The 16,059-nt window shown below is 67.9% G+C and carries 16 protein-coding genes; 13 read left to right on the forward strand and 3 right to left on the reverse strand.

The window, feature by feature from the left end; genetic code table 11:
* Positions 1–126: 126 nt before the first annotated feature.
* The 3 genes from ACIQLF_RS13620 (at position 127) to ACIQLF_RS13630 (ending at position 3,628) form a co-directional block, all read left to right on the forward strand.
* Positions 127–1,287 carry an ROK family protein gene (locus ACIQLF_RS13620; RefSeq protein ID WP_400299277.1) on the forward strand — a complete coding sequence of 387 codons (1,161 nt, stop codon included), beginning with the start codon at positions 127–129 and terminating at the stop codon, positions 1,285–1,287.
* Positions 1,288–1,354: 67 nt separating this feature from the next.
* A complete protein-coding gene (locus tag ACIQLF_RS13625) occupies positions 1,355–2,893 on the forward strand; it encodes a M81 family metallopeptidase (protein ID WP_400299280.1) in 1,539 nt (512 codons plus the stop codon).
* 3 nt (positions 2,894–2,896) lie between these two features.
* Complete coding sequence (locus ACIQLF_RS13630) at positions 2,897–3,628, forward strand: copper homeostasis protein CutC (protein ID WP_400299283.1); 732 nt, start codon at positions 2,897–2,899, stop codon at positions 3,626–3,628.
* A 99-nt stretch (positions 3,629–3,727) separates the two neighbouring features.
* Here the strand turns inward: ACIQLF_RS13630 and ACIQLF_RS13635 are convergent, their stop codons facing one another.
* Positions 3,728–4,189 (reverse strand): hypothetical protein, encoded by a 462-nt coding sequence (locus tag ACIQLF_RS13635; RefSeq protein WP_400299286.1) that lies wholly within the window; start codon positions 4,187–4,189, stop codon positions 3,728–3,730.
* 168 nt (positions 4,190–4,357) lie between these two features.
* Here ACIQLF_RS13635 and hpaH point away from each other — a divergent pair, with 168 nt between their 5' ends.
* The 4 genes from hpaH (at position 4,358) to ACIQLF_RS13655 (ending at position 8,230) form a co-directional block, all read left to right on the forward strand.
* Positions 4,358–5,143, forward strand: a complete 786-nt coding sequence (gene hpaH, locus ACIQLF_RS13640) for a 2-oxo-hept-4-ene-1,7-dioate hydratase (protein ID WP_400299288.1) — start codon at positions 4,358–4,360, stop codon at positions 5,141–5,143.
* Positions 5,128–5,943 (forward strand): HpcH/HpaI aldolase/citrate lyase family protein, encoded by an 816-nt coding sequence (locus tag ACIQLF_RS13645; RefSeq protein WP_400299291.1) that lies wholly within the window; start codon positions 5,128–5,130, stop codon positions 5,941–5,943. The genes hpaH and ACIQLF_RS13645 overlap by 16 nt, the downstream gene beginning before the upstream one ends.
* Before the next feature lie 127 nt (positions 5,944–6,070).
* Positions 6,071–6,817 (forward strand): TSUP family transporter, encoded by a 747-nt coding sequence (locus ACIQLF_RS13650; protein ID WP_400299293.1) that lies wholly within the window; start codon positions 6,071–6,073, stop codon positions 6,815–6,817.
* An 84-nt stretch (positions 6,818–6,901) separates the two neighbouring features.
* A complete protein-coding gene (locus tag ACIQLF_RS13655; RefSeq protein ID WP_400299295.1) occupies positions 6,902–8,230 on the forward strand; it encodes a DUF6350 family protein in 1,329 nt (442 codons plus the stop codon).
* Positions 8,231–8,321: 91 nt separating this feature from the next.
* Here ACIQLF_RS13655 and ACIQLF_RS13660 read toward each other — a convergent pair whose 3' ends face one another.
* Together ACIQLF_RS13660 and ACIQLF_RS13665 are read right to left on the reverse strand one after the other, a co-directional pair.
* A complete protein-coding gene (locus ACIQLF_RS13660) occupies positions 8,322–8,846 on the reverse strand; it encodes a DinB family protein (protein WP_400299297.1) in 525 nt (174 codons plus the stop codon).
* Positions 8,843–9,250, reverse strand: a complete 408-nt coding sequence (locus ACIQLF_RS13665) for a hypothetical protein (protein ID WP_400299299.1) — start codon at positions 9,248–9,250, stop codon at positions 8,843–8,845. Before ACIQLF_RS13665 ends, ACIQLF_RS13660 begins: the two co-directional genes overlap by 4 nt.
* A gap of 198 nt (positions 9,251–9,448) precedes the next feature.
* On the opposite strand from ACIQLF_RS13665, the gene ACIQLF_RS13670 reads away from it, so the two are divergent.
* The 6 genes from ACIQLF_RS13670 to purN all read left to right on the forward strand — a co-directional run bounded on the left by ACIQLF_RS13670 (position 9,449) and on the right by purN (position 15,990).
* The gene (locus tag ACIQLF_RS13670) at positions 9,449–10,975 is read left to right on the forward strand and encodes an ABC transporter substrate-binding protein (protein ID WP_400299302.1); all 1,527 of its coding nucleotides are present in this window, start codon (positions 9,449–9,451) and stop codon (positions 10,973–10,975) included.
* A 37-nt stretch (positions 10,976–11,012) separates the two neighbouring features.
* A complete protein-coding gene (locus ACIQLF_RS13675) occupies positions 11,013–11,960 on the forward strand; it encodes an ABC transporter permease (protein ID WP_400299304.1) in 948 nt (315 codons plus the stop codon).
* A gap of 21 nt (positions 11,961–11,981) precedes the next feature.
* The gene (locus ACIQLF_RS13680) at positions 11,982–12,881 is read left to right on the forward strand and encodes an ABC transporter permease (protein ID WP_400299307.1); all 900 of its coding nucleotides are present in this window, start codon (positions 11,982–11,984) and stop codon (positions 12,879–12,881) included.
* Positions 12,878–14,671 carry a dipeptide ABC transporter ATP-binding protein gene (locus ACIQLF_RS13685; RefSeq protein ID WP_400299310.1) on the forward strand — a complete coding sequence of 598 codons (1,794 nt, stop codon included), beginning with the start codon at positions 12,878–12,880 and terminating at the stop codon, positions 14,669–14,671. Before ACIQLF_RS13680 ends, ACIQLF_RS13685 begins: the two co-directional genes overlap by 4 nt.
* A 125-nt stretch (positions 14,672–14,796) precedes the next feature.
* Complete coding sequence (locus ACIQLF_RS13690; RefSeq protein WP_400299313.1) at positions 14,797–15,351, forward strand: YbaK/EbsC family protein; 555 nt, start codon at positions 14,797–14,799, stop codon at positions 15,349–15,351.
* Between the two features lie 72 nt (positions 15,352–15,423).
* Positions 15,424–15,990, forward strand: coding sequence for a phosphoribosylglycinamide formyltransferase (gene purN / locus ACIQLF_RS13695; protein WP_400299316.1), 567 nt, complete (start codon positions 15,424–15,426; stop codon positions 15,988–15,990).
* Positions 15,991–16,059 lie beyond the last annotated feature (69 nt).

Here is a 16,059-nt window from a genome sequence, read left to right on the forward strand (position 1 = left end):
ATGTGTAATATAGAGCACAAGTAGGGTTGCGCGCATCTCGGAAAGATAACGATTCGAACGTAATGGGCGAAAAACCCCTGCTGAGACGCCAAAGTCAGAAGTTATGCGAATCGAAAGAAGTTGCCCATGAGCACCGGAGACCTTGCAGTGGATGTACTGCGCAGAATTGCCGTGGAACCGGTCACCCGCTCGGCCCTGGCCAAGGAAATGGGACTGGCCCCCTCGACCATCTCGGCCAAGATCAACGACCTGATGGAGGCCGGCCTTGTCCAGGAGGGCGGCTCAGCCCCCTCCCGCGGCGGACGGCCCGGGCGACTTCTCTCGATTTCCTACCAAACCGGCCGCGTCGCCGTGATCTCCATGGGCGCCAAGCACGCACGCCTGGGGCTCTCCGATCTTTCCCGCGCCATCCTGTCCACCACGTCGATAGCCATCGACGTGACCCAGGGCCCCGAGGCGACGGTTGAACTGCTGGCCGCGGGAATCCGCTCCATGCTGGAGGCCGACGGCGGTGACCTGCTGTCGGTCGGCATCTGCCTGCCCGGCCCCGTCGATGCCGTGCGCCGCGTCGTGGTGGCACCCTCGCGCATGCCGGGCTGGCACAACCAGGACGTCGGCGCGCTGCTCGAAAAGGCGCTAGGCGTCCCGGCCATCACCGACAACGACGCCAACCTTGCGGCGCTGGGGGAGTACCTCTCGCGCCCGGATGCGGCGGCAAACTCCATCACGGTGCTGGCCGGCACGGGCGTGGGCACCGGCATCATGGTCAATGGCCAGCTGTACCGGGGCTCCACATACGCCTCCGGCGACATCACCCACACCAAGGTCGAGGCCGCGGCCGATCGCATGTGTTCCTGCGGAAACCGCGGATGCCTGGAAACCATCGCCTCCGGTGCCGCAATCGTGCGCGACCTGGCCAAGGTCGGCATCGAGGCAAGCGACATCTTCGAGGTGCTGGACATGGTCCGCGACGGCGACCCCACGGCCAACGGCGTGGTGCGCGAGGCCGGCCGCCAGCTCGGCCTGGCGCTGAGCACCGTGGTGAACTTCTTCAACCCCGGCGACGTCTACCTCGCCGGCGCACTGTCCGGAGCCAGCGTCTACGTGGCTGCCGTCCGTTCCCAGCTCTACGAACGCTGCCTACCGCTGGCCACGTCCGGGTTGCGCGTCGAGGCGGCACACTCGGGAAGCGAGGCCGGACTCGTCGGCGCCGCCGAGCTGGCCATCATCCACCTGTTGAACCAGCCGACCCTTCCGGCCAGGTTCTCCGAATCAGCCGGCTCCTGAGCCGGCCCCCGATTTTCAACACCAGCAAGATCATGTACCCCTCGTTTGCACAAGGAGCCCCACTCTCATGAGCGCAGCAGCAACCCGTCCCCGCATCGGCACCGGCGGCATGTCCATCGAAGCGTCCAACTTCTCCCCGCACCGCTCGGGCTTCGAGGCGTTCAACTTCACCAAGGACGACGTGCTGCTCTCGCGCTACACGGTGCTGGCCCCGGAACACGAGAACCACGATGCCGCCGTCGCCGACGGTGCCACCTGGGTACCGCTGGTGCACGCCCGCTCGCTGCCCGGCGGCATGGTGGAACCGGTGGTCTACGAGACCCTGAAGACCGAGCTGATCGAGATGATCCACGCCCAGGGTCCGTTCGACGGCTTCTTCCTGGACATCCACGGCGCCATGACCGTGGTGGGACGCCAGGATGCCGAGGCGGACCTGACCCGCGCCGTCCGCGCGGCGCTGGACGAGGTGAGCGCCAAGGCCGGCGCCCCGCGCACGCTGATCTCCGCCACCATGGACCTGCACGGCAACGTCTCCGCCGGCCTGGTCGAAAACTGCGACCTGATCACCTGCTACCGCATGGCCCCGCACGAGGACGAGCAGGAAACCAAGACCCGCGCCATGGCCAACCTGATCACCCGGCTGGTCGACGGCACCGGCGCCCCGGCCAAGGCGTTCGTGCGCATCCCGGTGCTGCTGCCCGGCGAAAAGACCTCCACCCGCCTGGAACCGGCCAAGGGCCTCTACGAGGCGATCCTGCCGATCGAGGCCTCCGAGGGCATCGTCGACGCCTCGATCTGGGTCGGCTACGCCTGGGCCGACGAGCCGCGCTGCTACGCCACCGTGGTCGTCACGGGCGACGACGCAGAGCTTGCCTCCGCCAAGGCCACCGAGCTGGCCACCGGTTACTGGGACGCCCGCGCCGACTTCGAATTCGTCGCACCGGCAGCGGACCTGGCCACCTGCCTGGCCGCGGCTCTGGCACCCGGGGCCAAGCGCCCCTACGTGCTCTCGGACTCGGGCGACAACCCGACCGCCGGCGGCTCCGGGGACGTCACCTGGACGCTGACCCAGCTCATCAACGACCCGCGCTTCGCAGAGGGCGGCCCGCGCACCGTGGTCGCCTCGGTCTTCGACAAGGCCGCGGTCGCGGCATGCTTCGCCGCGGGCCTTGGCTCCGAGATCGAGGTTTCCGCCGGCGCGCTGGTCGACCACGTGCACTCCGGCCCGGCCATGCTCAAGGGCACCGTGCTGCGGCTGACCGAGGGCGATGCCACCTCCGGCCGCGTCGCGGTGGTCAAGGTCGGCTCGATCGAGGCCATCATCACCGAACGCCGCAAGCCGTACCACCAGATCTCCGACTTCGCCGCGGCCGGCCTCACGGTCACCGACGCGGACATCGTCGTGGTCAAGATCGGCTACCTGGAGCCCGAGCTCTTCGAGCTGGCCGCGGACTGGATGCTGATGCTCACCCCCGGCGGTGTGGACCAGGACCTGATCCGCCTGGGGCACAAGAACATCGAACGCCCGATGTTCCCGTTCGACACCGACATGGACGCGCCGGACCTCGCAGCCACCGTGTTCCCGGCAGTTCCCGTGGGAGCCTGAACCATGACAAAACTCGAGATTGCCGTCCAGGATGCGGCCGGCGCACGGATCGCGCTGGAAAACGGTGCCGACCGCATTGAGCTCTGCACGGCGCTGGTCACCGGCGGCCTGACCCCCTCGCTGGCGGCCATCGAACAGGTGGTCGCCGTGGGAATCGGCGTCCACGTGCTGATCCGCCCGCGCGGCGGCGGCTACACCTACACCCCGGCCGAGGTCGAACTGATGGTTGCCGACGTCGCCCACGCGGCGCGCGCGGGTGTTGCCGGGATCGTGATCGGCGCGCTGACCGAAGGCGACGCCGCCCTGGACCTGCCGGTGCTCTCCGCGCTGATCGACGCGGCGCACCTGGTGAACCCGGACATCGAAATCACCGTCCATCGCTGCGTGGACGTGCTGCTGGAAAACGGGACGCCTGTTGCCGACCTCATCGGACAGCTGCGTGCCCTGGGCGCACACCGGATCCTGACCTCGGGCGGCGCCCCGGCGTCGGGCGCGGGTGCCGAGGTGTTGCACCAGCTGCGTGCCGAGGCGCAGGGAAACCCGCAGATCCAGGCCGGCGGCGGCGTGAAGATCGACGACATCCCGGCCTTGGCCGGGGTGGACGGCGTCCACCTCTCCGCACGCACCCAAACCACGTGGGGAGCCTCGGGTCCCGGCGGCGGCGAATCGGTCTTCGACGTGACAAGCCCGGAACTTGTCGCGGCCGCGGCAGGCGCGCTGGCCCGGGCCAAGTAGCACCGGACCAATTTCACCTGCGGGCGTTCCCACATACGTGTGGGGGCGCCTGCAGCGTCGTTTGCGGCAGGGGCCGTCATGCGCCGGTTTGACCCGCTGTCAGTGGCTTGTCAGGACCTCCGGCACCGGCAGGTCGTGGAGGGCCAAGGCTTCGCAGAGCGCGGTCAGGGGATAGGGGCTGGAAAGTGCCCGATTGCCCCGCAACAGCGGGAAAATGATGTTTGCCTCGGTGGGGTACACCTTGGCGATCCCCGCACGTTCCCAGAGCCAGAGGATCTCCAGCGCCACGCGGGCCGCGGTTCCGTTGGGCTCCTGGCACAGCGAGAATGTCCGGTGTGCCGCCTTCGGTTCGGCGCCGACCTGTCTCAGCAGCAGCATGGCAAGTTCCTCGATGCGGACCTGCTCCGGGCCCCCGGTGGAAAACGCCGCGACAAAAAGCTCGGCGGCCGCCCGGATGCGATCGTCTAGCAGCAGCCCGTACAGGTCCTGCGCGGCGGTGTCCGGAACGTGGAATGTGCTCGTGTGTTGCGTGACGGGAGCTCTGTGGCGTTTCCAGTTCATGGGACCCACGCTAGAAGCCGAAGATGAACCGGGCGTGAACCACTCATTGACATGTTGCTGTGCTGAATGTGAGTTGCGCTACCCATGTGGCTACCATGTTCAAGTGTGGCCCGGATTTGCAGAAGGGTCCCAGCAACAAACACGATCTCCGGAAGGGCCCAGGCCAGCATGCTCAATGATGAGACCATCACCCAGATTGCCGATGAACTCGTTCAGGCGGGTCAAGACCGCGTTCCGGTCAAACGTCTGACCGCACGATTCCCCGAAATGACGGTGGAAGACTCCTACAAGGTGCAGAACCTGTGGCGCCAGCGCTCCGAGGCCAACGGCCGCAGGCTTGCGGGCCGCAAGATCGGCCTGACCTCCCGCGCCATGCAGATGGCCACGGGCATCACCGAACCCGACTACGGCATCATCTTCGACGACATGGTCCTGGACTCGGGCTGCACCTTCGAATGGGACAAGTACACCCACCCGCGCGTGGAGATGGAACTTGCCTTCAAGCTCAACAAGGACATCGAAGGCCCCAACGCCAACATCTTCGACGTGCTCAACGCCACCGAGTACGTCATCCCGGCCCTGGAAATCCTCGACTCACGCATCGAGATGGAGGGCCGCACCATCGTCGACACCATCTCCGACAACGCCGCCATGGGCGCCATGGTCATCGGCGGCAACCCGATGAAGCCCTCGGACATCGACCTGCGCTGGGTCTCCGGCATCCTCTTCAAGAACCAGGTCGTCGAGGAAACCGGCGTCGCCGCCGGCGTCCTGAACCACCCGGCCGCCGGCGTGTACTGGCTTGCCAACAAGATCGCCGCCCACGGCGACAAGCTCAACGCCGGGGAAATCATCCTCGCCGGCTCCTTCACCCGCCCCATGTGGGTCGACAAGGGCGACACCGTCTTCGCGGACTACGGACGCATGGGAACCGTGACATGTCATTTCGCATAGAACCCGACCCGTCCTTCAAGGACGCGCTGTCCGCCGCCGACCGTTCGCTGGCCGGCATCTGGGTGTGCTCCGGGTCCCCTCTGGTGGCCGAGATCTGCGCCGGGGCCGGCTTCGACTGGCTCTTCATCGACGCCGAACACTCGCCCAACGGGCTCGAGTCCATCCTGGCGCAGCTGCAGGCGGTGCGCGGCTACCCGGTGGTGCCGGTGGTCCGCCCGCCGGTGAACGACACCGTCGTCATCAAGCAGTACCTCGACCTGGGTGTGCAGTCGCTGATCGTGCCCATGGTGAACACCGCCGAGGAGGCGCTCGCCGCCGTCCAGGCCTGCCACTACCCGCCGATGGGCGTGCGCGGCGTCGGCTCGGCGCTGGCCCGCTCGGCACGCTGGAACCGCATCCCTGACTACCTGAACCGTGCCTCCGAATCCCTGACGCTGATCGTGCAGATCGAATCGGCGCAGGCCGTGGCCAATGTCGAGGAGATCGTGGCGACGGAGGGTGTCGACGGCATCTTCATCGGCCCCTCGGATCTGGCCGCTTCCATGGGCGTGATCGGGCAGCAGGACCACCCCGAGGTTGTTGCCGCCGTGGAGAAATCCATTGCCGCGGGCAAGACCGCCGGAAAGTTCGTGGGCGTCAACGCCTTCGCCGAGGGCACCGCCAAGCGGTACATCGAACTCGGCGCGGATTTCGTGGGGGTCGGCGCCGACGTGGCCCTGCTGGCCCGGGGCTCCGAGGCGCTGGCCGCCAAGTTCGTCTCCGCGGAAGCCGCCAAGAGCGGAACCCCGGCCAGCTACTGATGAGCCGGCCGAGGCGGGCGGGCACCGCACCGGGCGACCGGTGAGGTGCCCGCCCGCCTTTTTGCTCCCGTGTGTTGTGCCTCACCGGACCCGCGGCGGCCCGACAAAACAGATTAGGCTCGCTTGAATGGAACTCTCCCTTATTTTTCTGGTGCTTGGCATGGTTGTCATCGGCGCCATTGCCCAGCGCGTTGCGGGACTGGGATTCGCGATGCTCGTCTCGCCGTTCCTGGTCCTGGCGCTCGGTGCCCACCAGGGCGTTTTCCTCGTCAACATCTGCGGCGTGGTGTCCTCGGCAATCATCGTCCCGAGGGTCTGGAAGGACATCGACTGGTCGATGTTCCGCTGGCTCACCGGCTTCAGCGTGTTCGGCTCGGTGGCCGGTGCGCTGCTGGCCGGCGGCCTGCCGCAGGCGCCGTTGTCGATCATCGTTGGCGCCACAGTGCTCGCGGCGCTGCTGCTTTCGCTGATCCTGGTACGCGCCGACGTCACAGTGACGGGCCAAATCCCCAAGGGCAGCGCGGGGTTCCTGTCGGGCCTGACCAATTCCCTGGCCGGCGTCGGAGGGCCGGCGGTCAGCGCCTACGCGGTGCTGGCCCGGTGGCCGCAGCGCCCCTTCGCGGCAACCCTGCAACCCTTCTTCGTGGTGACGGGCCTGGCCACCATCGGCATGAAGTTCCTGACCGTGCCGGACCAGTTGCCGCTGCTTCCCGCCTGGGCCTGGGTCGGCGTCGCCGTGTTCATCTGGGGCGGGGTGCTCATCGGGGAACAGGTCCAACGGGTGGTCAGCGACAAGCACGCCCGGTTCTTTGTCCTGTGCTGCGCCTTCGTCGGAGCGGTCACCGCCCTGGTGAGCGGACTGCGTGCGCTCTGACCCTGGCACCTGGCCCGGCAACGTGCCCTGCTTGGTGCGCGTCGGTGAACCGTGCGCGGGGGCATCGGTGGCACGATTGAATCAATGAGTGAGAAGAAGAAAAAGCCGCCGGCCGCAGCGGCGTTGAACGCGGCGCGCGAGCGGCTGAATACCGGCTGGCCCATGCCGCTGTTCCTCCAGGGTGCCTTCGAGCTCCTGCAGGCCGCCCTCTTCTCCGCGTTCCTTGTGGTCATCCCGTGGATGGCTGTCTGGTTCAGCGGCGGTTTCGCCGACCGGAGCATCGAATCGGTGCTGAAGATGAGCGGCCAGATGTGGCTGCTCGTCCACGGCGTTCCCCTGCACTTGCTGCAGGTGGGAACGGGAGCCGACCCCTCCAACCTCTCCGGGGTGCTGAACGTCGTCCCGCTGGGGCTGACGCTGGTCCCGTTCTTCCTGTGCTGGCGCGCGGGACGGCGCATCGCCCGGGCCTCCTACACCGACCAGCTGTGGCAGGGCATCCTTGGTGCCCTGGGCGTCTACCTGCTCTGCGGACTCTTCACCGGCTTCCTGGTCAACAACGACGAGGCCCAGACCACGCTGATGATGGCCTCCACCATCCCGCTGATCTCCGCCGGTGCCGGCGTCATCATCGGCGCCCGCCGCGAGGCGGGTTCCTGGGGCAGGCTCATCGGGTTCGACGCCGCGGCGTGGATCTCCAAGACCTCCCAGCATTCGCGCTGGGCCGGTTCCTACCTGTGGGCCGTCGTGTGCGGCGGGACCCTCGCCTACATGATGACCTTCGGGCTGGCGGCGCTGCTGCTGACCATCAACATCGGCCTGCACTGGGTCGACATCTCAAACGTCTACCAGCAGCTGCGGCCCGGGCCCATCGGCTCCGCGGTGCTGACGCTGGGCCAGCTCGGGGTCATGCCCAACCTGGTGCTGTGGACCCTGGCTTGGATCACCGGCGGCGGGTTCACCTTCGGCGTCGGCAGCACGATCTCGCCGCTGGAAACCACAGTGGGGCCGCTGCCCGCGATCCCGATCTTGGCGGCACTGCCCTCCGGGGACCTGACCTATGCCTGGGCCTTCATGCTGCTCCCGGTGTTCGCCGGCTTCATGGCCGGCTGGTACTTCCTGCGCGTCGGGGAGAACCACTTCGACGACTGGATCTCGCTCAAGGTCCGTTCGCGCTGGGTGTCACTGGGGTTGTCCACGGTTGTCCTGGGCGTCGTCGTCGGTGCCACCGCTGGGATCCTCTCGCTGGCCGGAAGCTGGCTGGCAAGCGGGTCGCTGGGCATCGGCCGGTTCACGGAGATCGGGCCGAACATCCTGCTGACGGCGTTGTTCCTGGCGGCCGAGGTGGCGATCGGCACGGCCATCGGCTACCTGGTCTCCCCGTTGCTGGAGCACGACCCGGTCCTCGGCGTCTAGCAATCCCCGCCCGGTGAAGCGTCCCGTTGACGGCCGCCGCCTGACAGCGACAGCCGCCCAGGGAATCCCCTTCACCAGGGAGAAGAGGACGTCAAGCCCCGATGTCGTGCAGGTGGTGCGCCGCGTCGTGCCAGGCATACCGGGCCAGCGTGGCGGCGGTGAAAGCCGACCCGTTGGAACGGAAGCCCGGGCGTTCAAGCTGCGCACCACGCAGCGTACCCAACGTGACCGCGAAGGCCTCCGCCGTGGCCCGCAGGCGTTCAACAACGAGTCTGGGGGACTGCGCCGCATAGTCGCTGCGGAGCGCTGCCTCGTCCTGGTCCCAGTTGGCGAACTTCGGTGCTTCCTGCCCGACGATGAGTTCCAGACGCTGGTTCATCACCTCGTACATGTCCCCGACGTGGGCGCAGTATTCCAGCGGGCTCCACACCTTCGGGGACGGCCGGGTGCAGGCATCGGGCCGGCGCAGGGCCGCGGCGAAGCGCGGAACGGAATCGCGCACCAGCCCGGCAATCAGGCGCGGTTCCAGGCCTCGCACATCCTGCCTGCATTCGTCGCACACGGAATCCAGGACCCAGGTCCAGTCCTTGGAATCGGGAGTCGGTTGATCGCTCATGGTGCCTTCCTTGGGGGAACAGGTAGTAGCTGGTTTTGCAGGTTGTTGAGGCATTGCTGCTGGGAACCCAGGGTCAGCGCATCCGCCATGCACCGCTGGTACTCGAGGCTGGGCTGGTAGAACAGGGCCTGGGCACCCAACGTCGCGGTGAACAAGGCGCAGGCCAGGGTCGCGATCGGGGCCGCCAGCCGGAGGAAACCGGCGCCAGGGTTCCCGAAGGCCTTGAGGCAGGTGATGAAGCCGACGACAAGCCCTGCGACGGCAAATGGCAAGCCGACAAGCCGCCACGGCAGGTGCGCGAAGGAAGCGGCGTAGGCCGCGGCCATCAGCAGGATCGTCGCCCGCACCCAGGCGAACATCGGGCGCGCGGGATCGGCTCCCGGCGAAAGCGGTTTGACGGCCATGGATCCAGACTAGTCCCGAATCCGAACTCCTTCGATGGATGTGGCAGCACATGCCTCCCGGCCATACGATAATGGTTTGTTGTGGTGTTGGATCGATACGCCAGTCGGGGCAGCGGAGACGCACCCTGGTTTCCCGATTCCGCCGGGGGGAAGCAGCCCCGTGCGGGACAAAGAAGTAAAAGTGAAGGAAACTCTTCCATGCAACGTTCGACCACAAGCCGTCGCGCCGGGGTGCTCGGTGCACTCATGGCGAGCGCGATACTTGCCCTGACCGGTTGCACGGCGGGATCCACCGGGACACCGGGATCCACCACGGACAAGACCAAGCTCACCGTGGCTCTCACCGGCGAACCCGTGAACCTCGACTTCACCACCACCGCAGGTGCCGCCATCCCGCAGGCCATGATGTCAAACGTCTACGAGGGCCTGGTCACGGTCGACCAGACCGGCGCCATCAAGCCGCTGCTGGCCACCGGCTGGGAAACCAGCGGCGACAACAAGTCCTACACCTTCACCCTCCAGAAGGGCGTGAAGTTCTCCAACGGCGCCGACTTCGACGCGGAGGACGTGAAGTTCTCCATCGAACGCGTGAAATCCGACGCCTGGCTCAACGGGCTCAAGTCCAAGATGGACGTCGTGGACACCGTGCAGGTGGTTTCCCCGGAAACCGTCACCGTCAACCTCAAGCGCCCCTCGCAGGCCTGGCTGTACTCCATGACCACCTTGGTCGGCGCGATGTTTGACCCCTCCGGCGTCGACGACCTGGCAAACCGCCCCGTCGGCACCGGCCCCTACGCGCTGGAATCCTGGGCGCGCGGCGAATCCATCAAGCTCGCCGGCCGCCACGACTACTGGGGTGCCGAGCCGGGCATCAAGAACGTGACGCTGCGCTACTTCGCCGACGCCATTGCCACCACCAACGCCCTGACCAGCGGGGACGTCGACCTGGTCTACAACATGCAGGCCCCGGAACTGCTCAACGGGTTCCAGTCGCAGCCCGGGTTCCAGGTCATCGAGGGAACCAGCAACGGCGAGATCATGCTCTCCATGAACAACAAGGTCGCCCCGTTCAACGACAAGCGGGTGCGCCAGGCCGTCATGTACGCGATCGACCGCCAGGAAGTGCGCGACACCGCGTGGAACGGCCTCGGGACCCTCGTGGGCGGCCCGGTCCCGCCGACCGACCCGTACTACGAGGACCTCAACGACCTCTACCCGCACGACCCGGCCAAGGCCAGGGAACTGCTCAAGGAAGCGGGCGCGGAGAACCTGGACGTCACCTTCACCGTCCCGACCCGGCCCTACGCCAGCGCGGTGGCCGAGGTCGTCTTCTCGCAGCTCAAGGACGTGGGCATCAACGTGAAGATCCAGAGCGCCGAGTTCCCGGCGGTCTGGCTGGACAAGGTCTTCAACCGCCACGACTACCAGATGTCGGTGGTGCTGGCCGTGGAGGCGCGCGACGTGCTGACCATGTTCGACAACCCGAACTACTACATCGGCTACGACAACTCGAAGATCAAGGACGAGGCCGCCCTCGCCGACGAGTCCGACGAGGCCAACTACGTGGCGGGCATGAAGAACGTGGTCCGCACCATCGTCGAGGACGCAGCCTCCGACACCCTGTTCATCTTCCCGAACATCTCCGTGGCCAAGTCCGGGCTGAGCGGCATCGGCGCCAACTCGGTCACCGAGGCGCTGACGCTGTCGACCATCGCCTGGTCCTAAGCGACCGGCACCCCGTGAACCCGAACAGGCCGAGCCCTTGCTGATCCGCATCGCCAAGAACCTGGCACGCTTCGTCGTGACGTTCCTGGTCGCCACCCTGGCCGTGTTCGGCATCATGCGCGTGCTGCCGGGCGACCCCGCGGCGATCGCGGCGGGGGAGAACGCGACCCCCGAGCTCATCGCGCAGCTGGCCAAGGAATTCGGCACCGACAGGCCGCTGCCCGAACAGTACTGGGAATGGTTTTCCGGGCTGCTGCGCGGGGACTTCGGCGTTTCCTACGTGACGCGGACCGACATCTCGCCGCTGGTGCTGGACAAGGTGCAGGTGTCGCTGATCCTTGTCACGCTGGCGATGCTGCTGGCGCTGGTCATCGCCATCCCGCTGGGCATCCTGGCCGCCGTCCGCCACGGGAAGCCCAGCGGTGCCCTGGTGTCGGGCCTCAGCCAGCTGGGCATCGCAATCCCCGGCTTCCTGCTGGGCATCCTGCTGGTGTCGTTCGTGTCGCTGCGCCTGGGCTGGCTGCCGGCCAACGGGTGGACGCCGCCCGGGCAGGACTTCGGCGATTTTCTCCGGCGCATCATCCTGCCCGTGACGGCGCTTGCCGGGGTGCAGTCCGCGATCCTGATGCGCTACGTGCGCTCGGCCGTCCTGGAGGTCATGCACGAGGACTACCTGCGCACGGCACGCGCCAAGGGGCTCTCTCCCGCACGGGCGCTGCTCAAGCACGGCCTGCGCAACGCGGCGATCCCGGTGCTGACCGTCACGTCGGTCCAGTTCGCGGCGCTGATCATCGGGGCCGTGGTCATCGAGCGAGTCTTCGTGATACCCGGGCTGGGGTCCATGCTGCTCACCGCGGTGGGCAACCGCGACCTGCTGACCGTCCAGTCCGTGGTCATGGTGCTGGTGGCCATCACCCTCATCATCAACCTGGTCGTTGACGTGCTCTACACCGTCCTTGACCCGCGCATCCGCGCCGCCAACTAGCAGAAGGGGAAGACGACGACGATGGGCGAAATCCCCGTGTTGCCGCAAGCCGCACCCGCATCCGCACCCGCATCCGCACCCGCGGCCGGGAGCCGTCCGGGCCGCAGGCCGAACTTCAACCTGCTGGCCGGAGGCCTCCTGGTGGGGCTGGTGGTGTGCATCGCGCTGCTCTCCTTCTTCTGGACCCCCTACGACCCGGTGCGGATCGACCCGCCGGCCAAGCTGCAGCTGCCCAGCGCCGCGCACTGGCTGGGGACCGACAACCTGGGCCGCGACCTGTTCTCGCGCATCCTGGTGGGCGCGCGCATCACGCTGCTGGTGGGCGTGGTCTCCGTGGGCATCGCGGTGCTGATCGGGACGCCGCTGGGCATCTGGGCCGGCATGAAACGCGGCGCCGTGGAGGAAATCACCATGCGCGGCGCCGACATCCTGCTGGCCTTCCCCGCCCTGCTGCTGGCCATCATGTTCGCCGCGATCTACGGGGCCTCCACAGTCAGCGCCATGGCCGCGATCGGGCTGGCCTCCGTCCCGGGGTTCGCCCGCGTGGCACGGGCCGGGACGCTGCAGGTGATGAACGCCGAGTACGTGCTGGCGGCCCGCGCAGCCTCGCAGCGTCCGCTGCGCATAGCCCGCAGGCACGTGCTGCCCAACATCGCCGGCATGCTGATCATCCAGTGCTCGGTGACGTTCGCGCTGGCCGTGCTGGCCGAGGCCGCGCTGTCCTTCCTGGGCCTCGGCACGCCGCCGCCGATCCCGTCGTGGGGGCGCATGCTCCAGGAGTCCCAGCAATACTGGGGCACCTTCCCCGCCATGGCCGTCTGGCCGGGCGTCGCGATCGCCGTCGCGGTGATGGGGTTCAACCTGCTGGGCGACGGGTTGCGCGACAGGTTCGATCCCAAACTGGGCAGGGGCAAGGCATGAACGAGACCGCGAACGAAACCACGGCCGAGACGCTGCTCGAGGTCAAGGGGCTGTCCATCCATGCCGGTGCCACGGCACTGGTGCAGGACCTGGAATTCTCCATGCAGGCCGGCGAGCGCATCGGGCTGATCGGCGAATCCGGTTCCGGCAAGTCGCTGACGGCCACCGCCCTGCTGGGCCTGCTGCCCGACGAGCTCGCCGTGGACGGGAAGGCGCGCCTGCGCGGCGTCGACGCCAACCTGCTCAGCGCTCCGGACAAGGTCATGCGCTCCCTGCGCGGGGACGAGATCTCCATGGTGTTCCAGGAGCCGCTCACCGCGCTGAACCCACTGATGCAGGTCGGGGCCCAGGTGGCCGAGGTGATGACCCGGCACCGCACGGTGCCCAACCGCCGGGCCGCCCGCAGGCGCGCCGTCGAGCTGCTGGCCTCGGTGAAGATCCCCGACCCGGCCGTGGCGGCGCGTGCCTACCCGCACCAGCTCTCCGGCGGGCAGCGCCAGCGCGTGATGGTGGCGATGGCGCTGGCCAACGACCCGCAGCTGCTGCTTTGCGACGAACCGACCACCGCACTGGACGTGACGGTGCAGCGCCAGGTGCTGGACCTTGTCTCCACCCAGGTGCGCGAGCGCGGCACCGGGCTGCTGTTCATCACCCACGACCTGGCCGTCGTGGCGAGCATGTGCACCCGCGTGCTGGTCCTGAACCGGGGGCGGATCGTCGAGTCCGGCCCGATGGAACAGGTATTCTCCACCCCGGCCCATCCCTACACGCGTGCCCTGCTGGCGGCCAGCGACCTGGAGGCGACCGACGAGCGCGGCCGTCTCTTCACGGTCGCCACCGCCGGCAGCTACGTGCCCCCGGCTCCCGGGGAGGAACCGGCCCAGGCCGGTGCCCAGACCCCGGCCCCGGCCCCAGGCCGGACCGCGGCGCCGGAGCAGCTGGCCGTCAGCGCGCAGCCGACGCCGGGGCAGGTGTCGGCGACGGGCCCGCTGGTCAGCGTCACCGGGCTGAACCGCACCTACCACCGGGCCCGCACGTCCCTGCGCGGCCCTCGCCCGGAGGTCCGCGCCCTGAAGGACGTGGACTTCACCCTGGTCGCGGGGGAACGGCTGGGCCTCGTGGGGGAGTCGGGCTCCGGCAAGTCCACGCTGCTGCGCATCCTGGCGGGCCTCGACCAGCCGACCAGCGGCTCGGCAGTGGTTGCCGGCACGGAGGTCGCCGGCGCCAAGGAGAACCGGCTGGAGGGATTGCGCCGGCAGCTGCAGATCGTCTTCCAGGACCCCATGGGTTCGCTTGACCCCCGGATGCGGGTCAGGGACATCGTCGGGGAGCCCCTGCTGGTTCCCGGGCAGTCGCTCAACGGCGCCCAGCGGTCCGCCAAGGTCGCCGAGATGCTGCTGGCCGTCGGGCTGGACCCGGAGTCGGCCGAACGCTTCCCGCACCAGTTCTCCGGCGGCCAGCGCCAGCGCATCTCCATTGCCCGGGCGCTGATCTGCCGCCCGCGCGTGCTGGTGGCCGACGAACCCGTCTCGGCGCTGGACGTCTCGGTCCGCGCGCAGGTGCTGAACCTGCTGGCCGACCTCGTGGACGAATACGCGCTCACGCTGCTCTTTGTCTCCCACGACCTCGCCGTCGTGCGGCACCTGTGCGACCGGGTGATCGTGATGAAGGACGGGGAGATCGTGGAGGCCGGGCCGACCGGGGACGTCTACAACAACCCGCAGCACCCCTATACCCGCGAACTCATTGCCAGCTCGCTGAACCTGCGAGAACAGGTCGCCAAGGCTTGATGCGGGGAGAAGGAACCCGCAGGTAGCCGAAACCGGTCGGTGCATGCCTGCCCACGGGCCAGACACGTGTCACACGGAGGGAACGAAGTTGGGCGGACCTCCTGCCGCGACCTAGGTTTGGTCCCATGGACTCTCGAACACTGGACTTCGGCACACTCAGCTTTGCCCCGGCCCTGGACGCCCCCGAACTCGTCGCCGAACCGGTGCGTGCCGCGCTCGACGGCTCCGCCGCAACGGAGGTCCATGTCGCCGCGATCGACCCGGCGCTCGCCGACACCGTGGCGTTCTGCGAGCACTACGGGATCGGGCTTGAGGACGGCGCGAACTGCGTCATCGTCGAGGCGAGGCGGGGTGACTCCTCCTGGTACGCGGCCTGCCTGGTCCTGGGCCACGAGCGGATCGACGTGAACTCCCTGGTTCGCAAGCACCTGGGCGCCAAGAAGGTGTCCTTCGCGCCCATGGACGCGGCCGTCGAGCTCACCGGCATGGAATACGGCGGAATCACCCCGATCGGCCTGCCCGAATCGTGGGCGCTGCTTATCGACGAATCCGTCGCCGCGGCACCGAGGCTGATCATCGGCAGCGGCGTACGGGACTCGAAGGTCCTGACCTCCGGCGCGTTCCTGGCATCGCTGCCTGGGGCCGAGGTGATCTCCCTGGTCAAGCGGCAGGAAAATTGAGCCGAGGCGTGATGTGCGTCCAGCAGGCCGCGGTTGCAAGTCCCGCCCGCGCAAACAACTAAACTTGAACCCATGCGCATCGTAGCCCTCGTTTCAGGAACCGGATCCAACCTCCAAGCCGTCATCGACGCCGTCGCCGACGGGTCGCTGGAAAACGTGGAGATCGCCGCAGTCGGCGCCGACAAGCACGGCACGTTCGGCGTCGAGCGCTCCGCGGCCGCAGGCATCGAGACGTTCGTGGTGAACTTCAAGGACTACGACGACCGCGCCGACTGGAACCACGCGCTGACCGAAAAGTGCCTCTCCTACGCACCCGACTACGTCGTCTCCTCCGGATTCATGCGCATAGTCGGCGAGGAGTTCATCAACGCCTTCGACGGCACCTACATCAACACGCACCCGGCGCTGCTGCCGTCCTTCCCGGGTGCCCACGGTGTCCGCGACGCCATGGCCTACGGGGTCAAGGTCACCGGCTGCACCGTGCACATCGCCGACGCCGGAGTGGACACCGGACCCATCCTGCGCCAGGAAGCCGTCGCCGTCCTCGACGACGACACCGAGGAAACCCTGCACGAACGCATCAAGGTCGTCGAGCGCCGCCTGCTCATCCAGACCCTGGCGGACCTCGCAGCCAAGTAACCCGACCGCCACGTAGCCCGCCCGCCTGCGTGGCAGGGCGCGCCTTGTCTTGCCGCGTCTTGTCCGCAG

This window comes from Paeniglutamicibacter sp. NPDC091659 (genome assembly GCF_044756805.1).
In the GTDB taxonomy this organism is placed as follows: Bacteria; Actinomycetota; Actinomycetes; order Actinomycetales; family Micrococcaceae; genus Paeniglutamicibacter.

Bases quoted from the DNA above. Each gene is read 5' to 3' on its own strand.
- ACIQLF_RS13620 (WP_400299277.1), top strand. From the start codon at position 127: ATGAGCACCGGAGACCTTGCAGTGGATGTACTGCGCAGAATTGCCGTG.
- ACIQLF_RS13625 (WP_400299280.1), top strand. From the start codon at position 1,355: ATGAGCGCAGCAGCAACCCGTCCCCGCATCGGCACCGGCGGCATGTCC.
- ACIQLF_RS13630 (WP_400299283.1), top strand. From the start codon at position 2,897: ATGACAAAACTCGAGATTGCCGTCCAGGATGCGGCCGGCGCACGGATC.
- ACIQLF_RS13635 (WP_400299286.1), bottom strand. From the start codon at position 4,189: ATGAACTGGAAACGCCACAGAGCTCCCGTCACGCAACACACGAGCACA.
- hpaH (WP_400299288.1), top strand. From the start codon at position 4,358: ATGCTCAATGATGAGACCATCACCCAGATTGCCGATGAACTCGTTCAG.
- ACIQLF_RS13645 (WP_400299291.1), top strand. From the start codon at position 5,128: ATGTCATTTCGCATAGAACCCGACCCGTCCTTCAAGGACGCGCTGTCC.
- ACIQLF_RS13650 (WP_400299293.1), top strand. From the start codon at position 6,071: ATGGAACTCTCCCTTATTTTTCTGGTGCTTGGCATGGTTGTCATCGGC.
- ACIQLF_RS13655 (WP_400299295.1), top strand. From the start codon at position 6,902: ATGAGTGAGAAGAAGAAAAAGCCGCCGGCCGCAGCGGCGTTGAACGCG.
- ACIQLF_RS13660 (WP_400299297.1), bottom strand. From the start codon at position 8,846: ATGAGCGATCAACCGACTCCCGATTCCAAGGACTGGACCTGGGTCCTG.
- ACIQLF_RS13665 (WP_400299299.1), bottom strand. From the start codon at position 9,250: ATGGCCGTCAAACCGCTTTCGCCGGGAGCCGATCCCGCGCGCCCGATG.
- ACIQLF_RS13670 (WP_400299302.1), top strand. From the start codon at position 9,449: ATGCAACGTTCGACCACAAGCCGTCGCGCCGGGGTGCTCGGTGCACTC.
- ACIQLF_RS13680 (WP_400299307.1), top strand. From the start codon at position 11,982: ATGGGCGAAATCCCCGTGTTGCCGCAAGCCGCACCCGCATCCGCACCC.
- ACIQLF_RS13685 (WP_400299310.1), top strand. From the start codon at position 12,878: ATGAACGAGACCGCGAACGAAACCACGGCCGAGACGCTGCTCGAGGTC.
- ACIQLF_RS13690 (WP_400299313.1), top strand. From the start codon at position 14,797: ATGGACTCTCGAACACTGGACTTCGGCACACTCAGCTTTGCCCCGGCC.
- purN (WP_400299316.1), top strand. From the start codon at position 15,424: ATGCGCATCGTAGCCCTCGTTTCAGGAACCGGATCCAACCTCCAAGCC.